Source organism: Chloroflexus sp., assembly GCF_034435895.1.
Taxonomy (GTDB): Bacteria; Chloroflexota; Chloroflexia; order Chloroflexales; family Chloroflexaceae; genus Chloroflexus.
Genome location: NZ_DAOTWH010000289.1, coordinates 1 through 6,259, shown reverse-complemented (window position 1 = coordinate 6,259; position 6,259 = coordinate 1). Strand labels below are relative to the sequence as shown.

General features: G+C 60.9%; 6 protein-coding genes. 4 read left to right on the top strand and 2 right to left on the bottom strand.

All coding sequences use genetic code 11. From position 1 onward, the window contains the following. Positions 1 to 40 precede the first annotated feature (40 nt). The gene (locus tag U9R81_RS16200) at positions 41 to 277 is read right to left on the bottom strand and encodes a ferredoxin (protein WP_322496462.1); all 237 of its coding nucleotides are present in this window, start codon (positions 275 to 277) and stop codon (positions 41 to 43) included. An 82-nt stretch (positions 278 to 359) separates the two neighbouring features. Continuing rightward, positions 360 to 2,108 carry an Rqc2 family fibronectin-binding protein gene (locus tag U9R81_RS16195; protein WP_322496461.1) on the bottom strand — a complete coding sequence of 583 codons (1,749 nt, stop codon included), beginning with the start codon at positions 2,106 to 2,108 and terminating at the stop codon, positions 360 to 362. A 59-nt stretch (positions 2,109 to 2,167) separates the two neighbouring features. Between U9R81_RS16195 and U9R81_RS16190 the strand changes: the two genes are divergently transcribed. Genes U9R81_RS16190 through U9R81_RS16175 form a run of 4 tightly spaced genes read left to right on the top strand, consistent with a single transcriptional unit; the run spans position 2,168 to position 6,240 of the window. After that, positions 2,168 to 2,797, top strand: coding sequence for a guanylate kinase (locus U9R81_RS16190; RefSeq protein ID WP_322496460.1), 630 nt, complete (start codon positions 2,168 to 2,170; stop codon positions 2,795 to 2,797). Positions 2,798 to 2,839: 42 nt separating this feature from the next. Then, positions 2,840 to 3,391: a GatB/YqeY domain-containing protein gene (locus tag U9R81_RS16185; protein ID WP_322496459.1), complete on the top strand. Its 552-nt coding sequence runs from the start codon at positions 2,840 to 2,842 to the stop codon at positions 3,389 to 3,391. Between the two features lie 23 nt (positions 3,392 to 3,414). After that, positions 3,415 to 5,592, top strand: coding sequence for an HDIG domain-containing metalloprotein (locus U9R81_RS16180; protein ID WP_322496458.1), 2,178 nt, complete (start codon positions 3,415 to 3,417; stop codon positions 5,590 to 5,592). A gap of 15 nt (positions 5,593 to 5,607) precedes the next feature. Next, positions 5,608 to 6,240, top strand: coding sequence for a glucosaminidase domain-containing protein (locus U9R81_RS16175; RefSeq protein ID WP_322496463.1), 633 nt, complete (start codon positions 5,608 to 5,610; stop codon positions 6,238 to 6,240). Positions 6,241 to 6,259 lie beyond the last annotated feature (19 nt).

Below are 6,259 nucleotides of genomic sequence, written 5' to 3'. Positions count from 1 at the left end.
GCGGGGCATAGCGCCGCTATGCCCCGCCGCCACGCCTTCTTTACGCGCCGAAGAACTTGCGGTTCTTCTCGATATAGCTCTGCCACTGCTCGGGCACCGAGTCGTCGGCGAAGATTGCTTCGACCGGGCACTCTGGCTCGCACGCGCCGCAGTCGATGCACTCATCCGGGTTGATGTAGTACTGATCTTCGCCCTCGTAGATGCAATCGACTGGGCAGACGGCGACGCACGAAGCGTCTTTGGTTCCAATACACGGCTCTGCAATAACGTACGGCACAGGCAGCTCCTTCCTATCGGCACTGCGGTTTCCCGCGCGGTGGTTGTTTGAGGTCAGATTACTACATGAGGCGTCCTGCCGTCTACCACTTTTGTACCACTTCGCCGCAAGGTTGCGGCTTCACCCGCAATGTCCGTTCAGGATGGTAGCTGACCAACCCAGTTGGCCCGCCGGGGATTTTGCGCACGGCCCGGCGCCGGCAGAGGTCAATCTCAACCGCGGCGTCGTTGCGCGCTTGGCTATAATAGGCCGCCAGCGCCGCGGCCTCAGCAATCGTCCGTTCAGGCGGGTTTTCGGCCCGGATGATCACGTGCGCGCCGTGGATGTTACGGGCATGCAGCCAAAGATCAGTAGGCCGGGCGATGCGAAAGGTCACTTCTTCGTTCTGGCGAGCAGTGCGTCCAATATAGATCGGCAAGCCGTCGCTCGAACGCACCTGCAACGGGCGTGATCGCGGCGGGCGGCGCCGGGTAGGTGACGGGCGCAGGTAGCCGGCCTCTTCCGCTTCGGCGGCGATCAGCTCGATGTGGGTGATGTCATCGGCGACTGCTAAGAGCGCCAATACTTGCTCCAATCCGGCTAGCCGCGCTTTGGTTTCGGCCAATCGTGCGGGCAAGATGGCGCGGGCGCTTTTGGCTTTGTCATACGCCTTGAACCGCTCTTGCGCCTGTTCGACCGGCGAACGGCTGGGATCGAGCGCAATCCGCTCCCCTTCCACCACCAGTTCGGTTGCGCCCCGCGGCAATTGGTGCAGAAAGGCGAAGATCATCTCGCCTTCCCAGCGCAGCCGCTCCAGCTCGTTGGCACGGGTGAGCTCAGCCGCAATCTGTTCGCGTTGCCGCTCCAGTTGCTCGCGACTGGCGTGCAAGCGCGCTGCCAGATCGGCCCGGCGCTGGTCGCGCCCCAACGGTTGCTGGCGAGCGGTGTAAAACGCTTCCAACGCCGCGCTCATGCTCGGCATTGCCTCGGCGCCGGGCAGGTGCAACGGGCGGTATGGCGCGTAAGCGATCGGCCCGTTCTCATCGCGCACCAGATGCGGAGCCGGCGGCTCGGCCACGATTTCACGTAGCCGGGCCGCGATGGTGTATGCCGGCAAGCTGTGCCCCGTCGTTGGCACCGCGCCGCACGCCCGCGCTAATACTTCGCGCGCTGCCTGCGGCGAGATGCCGCGATAAGCGTTCACTAATGCCTTTACCGGATCACCCGGCCCCAGCACCGCTTCGATCTCGGCGGCTGTTGCTCGCAACGGATCGCGCTTGGCTGGCGTTGGCGGCAATTCATACACGCGCCGCGGCATGATCACCCGGCTGCTCATGCGCGGCGTCACCCGCTTGATTGCGTCGAGAATCAGGTTGTTATCATCAACCAAAATAATATTGCTACGCCGATCTTGCGGCTCGAAGATCAGATCGCAGCGCAACAATGCCGCTTCATCCACCGTCTCATCGTCATCCAGCTCATCATCGGCTAATTCATCGGCGCTCACCGGCGGTTTGCGCGACTCCGCCGCTTTCGTTATACTGAACAAAACGACTCGCTCGTAGGGCGGTTGTTCGATCGCCACAATGCGACCGCCGAGCAGGTATTTACGCATCAAAAGCAAAAAGGGCGGTTCACCCTCAACGCCACGGCTGAGGCGCTGGCTGACCAGATGAATCCGCGCTGTCTGCGCGTCAGCCGACGCCAGCAGATACTGGCGGCGGCCATGCGCGTAGACCTCTAGCCCGATGGCGAGCGGCCCAACCAAGACCACGCGCTGGATCCGCCCAAAGAAGAGCGTTGCACGCAGTTCTTCAACGACAGCCGTCAACGTCAAAGCATCAAAATACATCGTTGCACCAGCAGGTATCACCCCTATCGCCGGCAGGATACCATAAGATGAGCGTAGGCATGGAACAGTTGCTTAATCCGGTGTTGCACGGTAAGCCGCCGCAACCGCTACTCGTCGTGATCTCAGGCCCGTCTGGCGTCGGCAAAGACTCGGTGCTGATGCGGATGCGCGAGCTGGGATTCCCGTTCCATTTTGTCGTGACCGCGAATAGCCGGCCACAACGGCCTGGTGAAATTGACGGCGTTGATTACCATTTTGTTTCCACCGAGCGCTTTCGTGAGATGATCGATAATGACGAGCTGCTCGAATGGGCCGAAGTGTACGGTCAATATAAGGGCATTCCCAAATTCGAGATCCGGCAGGCGATGGCCAGCGGGCGTGATGTTATTTTACGCATCAATGTCGATGGCGCGGCGACGATCAAGCGGCTCGCTCCTGAAGCGGTGTTTATCTTCCTTGCGCCAGCTTCGCTCGATGAGCTGCGCCACCGGCTGATGCGGCGCCGCACCGAATCACCCGCCGAGGTTGAGCGCCGGTTGGCGATGGTGGCCGATGAGTTGGCCCAGTTGCCCAATTTTGATTACGTGGTGATCAATCACGCCGATCGGCTTGATGAAGCGGTTGGCCAGATTCAAGCCATTATCAGCGCCGAAAAGGCCCGCGTCTATCCGCGCCGGGTCAATTTGTAAGGCCATAGCATTGCTACGCCCAACCATATTCGGAGAAGAGTTATGTCCATTCAAGAACGCCTTGCCAACGATCTGAAAGAAGCGATGCGCGCCAGTGATAAGGTGCGCGTGAATGCGATTCGCGCCGCTCGCGCCGCCTTGCAAGCGGCCCAGCTCGATGCGGCCAAGCAGCGGTTCGACGCCGCGATTGCCGAGATTGAAGCCAAGTATGCCGGCGATCCGGCGGCAATGGAAGCAGCTAAGGCTGCGATCGCGATTGATAGCCACGCGGCCTTGAGCGAGGCTGAGCAAGAGGCGGTGATCGCTCGTGAAATTAAGCGCCGGCGCGATGCCGCCGATATCTATCACAAGGCCGGTCGCACCGATCTGGCAGTCGCCGAAGAGGCCGAAATCGCTGTGCTGAGCGAGTACTTGCCCAAGATGCTCAGCCCGGAAGAGTTGCGCCCGCTGGTGGCTGCCGTGATCGCCGAACTCGGTGTGAGCGGCCCCGCTGCCATGGGGAAAGTGATGCCGGTCTTGCTCGAACGGTTTAAGGGGAAAGCGGAAAATCGCACCCTGAGTCAGGTTGCGCGCGAACTCTTGAGCGCGTCATAACGTTCTCGCACCCAGAGGCGCCTATGAAAGCCCTTTCGCGCCACCGGCTCTCCCGCTGGCTTGTCCAACCGCACATGTTGGCGCTGTCGCGTGTGCAGGCGCGGTTGCTGCTGGCGGCGCTCTTGCTCTGGGCCGGGATCTGGGCTGTGCTTACCTTTCGTCTCCCCGGCGCCAGCGGCTTGCAGGCTGGCCAGCCGAGCCCGCTCAGCATTACTGCGCCCGCCGAGGTGATCTATACCAGTGAGGTGCTGACAGCCGAACGGCGCAAACAGGCGGCCAATAACCCCGATAATCTGGTCTATTTCAACGATCCGCAGATCCCGATCGAACAGCGCCGCAATCTGTTTAGCCTCCTCGAATTGATCGGGCGGGTGCGCAGCGATCCGACCCTCGATGAGGCGGGCCGGTTGCGCGCGCTGCGCGAATTGCCCAGCGCCGATGTGCAATTGTCAGCCGATCAGGCGCGTTTGATCCTCTCGCTTGATGATGAAGCGTGGTCGTTGTTGCGCACCACTATCTTGAGCTTGTACGATCGGGCGATTGAACGGTATGACTATGCTGTTGATGAGCGGGCGCTCACCCAACTGCGCGATCGGTGGCTGAATTTTTGGCTGGCGACAACTACCCTCGATCCTGCCCAACGCGAATTGGCTCAGACCATTACCGCCGCTTTTTTGCGGGTGAACCGTACCCTTGATACGGTTGCGACCGAAGAACGGCGAGCCAATGCGGCGGCGCAAGTCGCGCCGGTTGAGGTGAAGGTGCTGGCCGGCGAGATGATCATTCGCGCCGGTGAGATTGTCACCCCGGCCCATATTGAGAAGCTGCAAGCCACCGGCGCAATGCCGCGCCCGCTCGGCTGGCCGGAATTACTTGGCTACGGCTTGCTGGCTGCCTTGCTCAGCGCTGGTCTGTTCGGCTATTTGCGCGTCTTTCAACCCAACCTCACCGAGCAAGCACGGTCGCTGTTTGTCTTGGTGGGTACGATTGTGGCGACGTTGCTCCTCGCCCGGATTGCGTTGCTGATCTACGATGCCCGCCCGATCTTTTTTCCGCTGGCGATGCTGGCGGTGGTGGCAACCGTGGTCTTCACCGGCCAGATCGGTTTCGCCGCCAGTTTGCTGGCGGCGATCGTGATGAGCGTGATGGAAGGGAATGATCTGACGCTGGCGGTGACCCTGTTTGCGAGTTCAACCAGCGCGATTTTGCTGGTGCGTCCCGCTGAACGGCTGCGGTCGTTTTTGGTCGCCGGTCTAGGGGTAACGGTTACGGTTGTAGCACTGGAAATCACCTTCTGGCTCAGCCAACAAGCGATCTTTACCCTCTCTGGCTTTAGTGACTGGATGCTTGCCACGGTGTTGAGCGCCATTGTTAATGGCGGTCTGACAACGATTCTCTCGTTTGGTCTGTTTAATGTCATTGGCCGGCTGGCCGGGCAGGTGACGGCGTTGCAGTTGATGGAGTTGGCCCATCCGTCTCGCCCGCTCTTGCGCAAGTTGATCCGCGAAGCGCCGGGGACGTATTACCATAGCGTCGCGGTTGGTAATCTAGCCGAGGCTGCTGCCGAGGCGATCGGCGCCGATGCGCTCTTGTTGCGGGTGGCCGCCTATTATCACGATATTGGCAAGACGATTCGCCCCGCCTTCTTTACCGATAACCAGATGGGGCGTGAGAATGTGCATGACGATCTCGATCCCTATATCAGCGCCCAGATTATCATCGATCATGTGCGCGAGGGGATCAAGATGGCGCGCGCTGCCGGCTTGCCCGAACAGATCGTCGATTTTATCGCGACCCATCACGGCGCCGGCTTAGTGCGCCATTTTTACCAGCAGGCCCTCCAACGCTACGACAATATCGATGAACGCGATTTTCGCTACCCTGGCCCCCGTCCCCATACCCGCGAGCAGGCGATCTTGATGCTAGCCGACTCGGTTGAGGCGACGGTGCGCGCGAAGGCCCAACATGGCAAATTGATCGCGAAACGTAACGGCGAGCCGGGTGAACGCACCGCGAACGGCGCTGTCACCCTCGATGAATTGGTGCAGTCGATTATCGATGCCCGCGTGCGCGAAGGCGAACTCAGCGATGCCCCCTTGACCATGCGTGAGTTGGGCCAGATCAAGACGGTCTTTGTAAACACATTACAATCTATCTATCACCCACGGGTTGACTATGCGCCGCCGATAGTTCGCGTGTAAAGGAGTGTTGCTGTGATGTACACTGCCGATAGCCCAATTCTGGGGCCGCAGACCGCCGCGATGGATCAGATGAGCCGCTATATCCTCAGCCGTCCGCACGGCGAGTATACCGAGAAGGATATTGCCGATGTCATCATCCCGGCGTATGTGCGCATCTGTTTGCCGGTGGGGGTTGACCCGGTGCTGGCGGTGGCGCAGATGATTCACGAAACCGGCAATTTGACCAGTTTCTGGAGCCAGCGCCCCCAGCGTAATCCCGCCGGGATCGGGGTGACCGGCCAGTGGCAGACGCACCAGCCGGCCAATCCGAGCGGCTGGGCCTACAATACCCAACGCCAACGCTGGGAGGCGGGGGTGAGTTTTGCGACGTGGGCTGATGATGCGATCCCGGCCCAAATCGGGCGGTTGCTGGCTTATGCGCTGCGCGAAGGGAGCGAAACGCCGCCCCAGCGCGAGCTGATCGCCAAGGCGCTGAGCTACCGGCCATTCCCGCGCGCGTTTCGCGGCAGCGCGCAGACGATCAAGCAACTAGGCCGCGCTCACAACCCGCTGGGTGCGCAGGGGGCCGGTTGGGCCAGTCCCGGCCATAATTACGGCGAGGCGATTGCCCGGATTGCGAATCAAATCTTGGCGGTGCCGTTGTCGTAGAGGCGTCGGTAGGGGCATA

Excerpts from the sequence above, each read along its gene's own strand:
- U9R81_RS16185 (WP_322496459.1), top strand. The coding sequence starts at position 2,840 with ATGTCCATTCAAGAACGCCTTGCCAACGATCTGAAAGAAGCGATGCGC.
- U9R81_RS16195 (WP_322496461.1), bottom strand. The coding sequence starts at position 2,108 with ATGTATTTTGATGCTTTGACGTTGACGGCTGTCGTTGAAGAACTGCGT.
- U9R81_RS16175 (WP_322496463.1), top strand. The coding sequence starts at position 5,608 with ATGTACACTGCCGATAGCCCAATTCTGGGGCCGCAGACCGCCGCGATG.
- U9R81_RS16190 (WP_322496460.1), top strand. The coding sequence starts at position 2,168 with ATGGAACAGTTGCTTAATCCGGTGTTGCACGGTAAGCCGCCGCAACCG.
- U9R81_RS16180 (WP_322496458.1), top strand. The coding sequence starts at position 3,415 with ATGAAAGCCCTTTCGCGCCACCGGCTCTCCCGCTGGCTTGTCCAACCG.